Origin of the sequence: Methylobacterium sp. WL103 (genome assembly GCF_008039885.1) — a bacterium.
GTDB classification, from domain to species: domain Bacteria; phylum Pseudomonadota; class Alphaproteobacteria; order Rhizobiales; family Beijerinckiaceae; genus Methylobacterium; species Methylobacterium cerastii.
This window is the reverse complement of the sequence record NZ_VRUX01000596.1, coordinates 1-2,537: the sequence shown is the minus strand read 5'-3', so window position 1 is coordinate 2,537 and position 2,537 is coordinate 1. Positions and strand designations below refer to the sequence as shown.

Below are 2,537 nucleotides of genomic sequence, written 5' to 3'. Positions count from 1 at the left end.
GCAGGGGCGCGCCGGGCTCGAACCGGAAGCCGGGGGCGGCGAACCACGCGAGGCGCTCCTCGGCCAGCACCGTACCGCCCGCCTCGGCCGGGTCCTCGCTCCGGACGATCGCCGCGTCGAGCTCGCCCGCATCGAACAGGCGCATCAGGTCGCGCGAGGGGGCAATCCGCACCTCGACGACGAGGCCCGAACCGGCAAGCCCGAGCCGGTGCAGCAGCGCGGGCAGGTCCGGGCCGGCGACGTGGTCGCTGATCCCGAGGACCAGACGGGCAGGGGGCGCCGCGACGAGGTCGGCCATCGCCCGGTCGTGGGCGGCGAGCAGGCCGCGGGCCGCGGGCAGGAAGCGCTCGCCTTGCGCCGAGGCCCGGACGTTGCGCGGCGTGCGATCGACGAGGCGGCAGCCGAGCCGGTCCTCCAGCCGCTTGAGCCGCAGGCTGATCCCGGCCTGCGAGGTCTCCAGCGCCTCGGCGGCGCGGGTGAAGCTCGCCAGGTCCACGGTGAGCACGAAGGCCTGAACGCTGTCTATGTCGAGCGGGCGGGGCGGCATCACAACGATCCGTTATGGCAGATATAGCAGAGCATATCTTTCCGTTATCACGACGCGACGCAATCCTGTCCTCGCTCCGAAACGAGGACCCTGCCATGCCCCTGACCCGCATCTCGATTCGCGCCGGCAAGAGCCCGGCCTTCCACGCGGCGCTCGCGGCCGGCCTCTATGCGGCGATGCGCGAGACCTTCGCGGTGCCCGAGGACGACCAGTTCACCGTGATCCATGAGCACGCCGCCTCGGCCTTCATCTACGATCCGAATTACCTCGGCATCGCGCGGGACGACGACCTCGTGATGATCCAGATCATCGCCAACGACACCCGCGACACCGCGCAGAAGCGGGCGCTCTACGCGGCCATCGCCCGCAACCTCGGGCGGGATCCGGGCGTGAAGCCCGGCAACGTGCTCGTGACCCTCGTCGAGGTCTCACGCGAAAACTGGTCGCTCGGCGACGGGCTGATGAGCTACGGCCCGCCGGCGTGACGATCCGGCGCGGCGCGCTGAGGGCTCATCCCTTGAAGGTCGGAACCGGCGGCAGGTCGGCCACGACGAGGGTGTCGCCTTCGAAGCCGCGCACCGTGCGCGTGCCGTCGAGGTTCATCAGAAGGTGCCGCCCCGGGGAGGCCCGGCGGATCGTCTCGGCGATGTCGGCGGCCCGTGCCAGCACGACGCCTCTGCGGTTCAACGGCAGGGCGACGACGGCGACGGCAGCGCCCTTCAGGCTCTGTTGGAAGGCCATGTTCTTGTCGTTGGTGAGCAGCACCGAATAGCCCGCCGCCTCCACGCGGCGAAGGAGCACGCCGTTCCACAGGCCGATCCAGGCCGGATCGAACGCGGCGGCGTCGAGACCGAGGGCCACGGAGCGCGCCGGCCAAGCTCCGCGGTACGCCCTCGTCCAGCACGACCTTCATGCGGCCTTCGGCGCCGCCAGACCGGCCGATGCGAGCTGCAGGACTTGCACGACGTCGCCACGGTCCAGCGTCGGATAGTCATCGAGGATGTCCTCGATCGACAACCCGTCCGCCAGGTTCTCGAACACCACCTCGACCGGGACGCGCGTTCGCCGGAAGACGCGGCGCCCACCCAGGATGCCGGGATCCGAGGTGATCAGGTCGTCCAGCGACAGCGGTTCCTCGCGCTCGGTCGTCATCGATCGTCGTCCGGCTCGTTTGTCGGTCCGCGCAGGATGCGGCGTTTACCGTGAAAACGAAACAGCCCGGCCGCGCGAACGGCCGGGCTGTCGTCGGGGCGGGGGCTTAAGCCCCCGAGTGGAATCGAAATCAGGAGGCGAGCGGGCCGGTCGCCTCGGCGCCGCCCTGCGCTTCCATCGCCTTCTGGCGGTAGAGGCCGACGAAGTCGATCGGATCGATGTAGAGCGGCGGGAATCCGCCGTTGCGCACAGCCTCGGCCACGATCTGGCGGGCGAACGGGAACAGCAGGCGCGGGCACTCGATCATCACCGCCGGGTGGACCTGGTCCTGCGGGATGTTGCGCATGCGGAACACGCCGGCATACTTCAGGTCGAAGGCGAACAGCACGTCGCCGTTGATCTTGGCGTCGCCCTCCAGCGTCAGCTCGACCTCGAAGTCGGCCTCGGCGAGCTGCTGCGCGTTGACGTTGACCTGGATGCTGATCTGCGGACCCTGGCCGTCCTGGGGCTGGAGCGAGCGCGGGGCGTTCGGGTTCTCGAAGGACAGGTCCTTGGTGTACTGCGCGAGCGCGTTGATCGCGGGGGCCTCGTCGGCCTGACCGTTGCCGTTCGGTGCGGGGGAATCGGCCATGGCGGGTCATCCTTCTCGAAAGATCGAACACCGGCCGCGGGCCGATGGCTAGGGGTGACCGCCTTGCCCGTGTGGTCGCGCGGTCGTTCAGCAGAGGCCCGGCGGCTAACATGCCCGCCCCCGGTGGACAAGCGAGGCGCCGGCAGCCGCGGATGCAGCGCGGGGTCTCCGTAGACGGCCGCCGTCCGGTGAGGCCCCGGCCCGGCC

At 70.3% G+C, this 2,537-nt stretch carries 5 protein-coding genes; 1 reads left to right on the top strand and 4 read right to left on the bottom strand.

Features of this window, described 5'->3' with window-relative positions; all coding sequences use genetic code 11:
• Positions 1-547: LysR family transcriptional regulator (locus FV222_RS22895; protein WP_147815717.1), on the bottom strand; the 547-nt coding region annotated here is incomplete at its 3' end.
• 95 nt (positions 548-642) lie between these two features.
• Here FV222_RS22895 and FV222_RS22890 point away from each other — a divergent pair.
• Complete coding sequence (locus FV222_RS22890; RefSeq protein ID WP_147753979.1) at positions 643-1,032, top strand: tautomerase family protein; 390 nt, start codon at positions 643-645, stop codon at positions 1,030-1,032.
• A 25-nt stretch (positions 1,033-1,057) separates the two neighbouring features.
• Here the strand turns inward: FV222_RS22890 and FV222_RS22885 are convergent, their stop codons facing one another.
• From FV222_RS22885 to secB, 3 genes are all read right to left on the bottom strand, one after another.
• The gene (locus tag FV222_RS22885) at positions 1,058-1,408 is read right to left on the bottom strand and encodes a hypothetical protein (RefSeq protein ID WP_246685612.1); all 351 of its coding nucleotides are present in this window, start codon (positions 1,406-1,408) and stop codon (positions 1,058-1,060) included.
• Between the two features lie 48 nt (positions 1,409-1,456).
• A complete protein-coding gene (locus FV222_RS22880) occupies positions 1,457-1,699 on the bottom strand; it encodes a DUF433 domain-containing protein (protein WP_147762170.1) in 243 nt (80 codons plus the stop codon).
• Between the two features lie 130 nt (positions 1,700-1,829).
• A complete protein-coding gene (gene secB, locus FV222_RS22875; protein ID WP_147754730.1) occupies positions 1,830-2,330 on the bottom strand; it encodes a protein-export chaperone SecB in 501 nt (166 codons plus the stop codon).
• Positions 2,331-2,537: the final 207 nt, after the last annotated feature.

Coding starts and splice junctions, on each gene's coding strand:
- secB (WP_147754730.1), bottom strand. CDS start 2,330: ATGGCCGATTCCCCCGCACCGAACGGCAACGGTCAGGCCGACGAGGCC.
- FV222_RS22880 (WP_147762170.1), bottom strand. CDS start 1,699: ATGACGACCGAGCGCGAGGAACCGCTGTCGCTGGACGACCTGATCACC.
- FV222_RS22890 (WP_147753979.1), top strand. CDS start 643: ATGCCCCTGACCCGCATCTCGATTCGCGCCGGCAAGAGCCCGGCCTTC.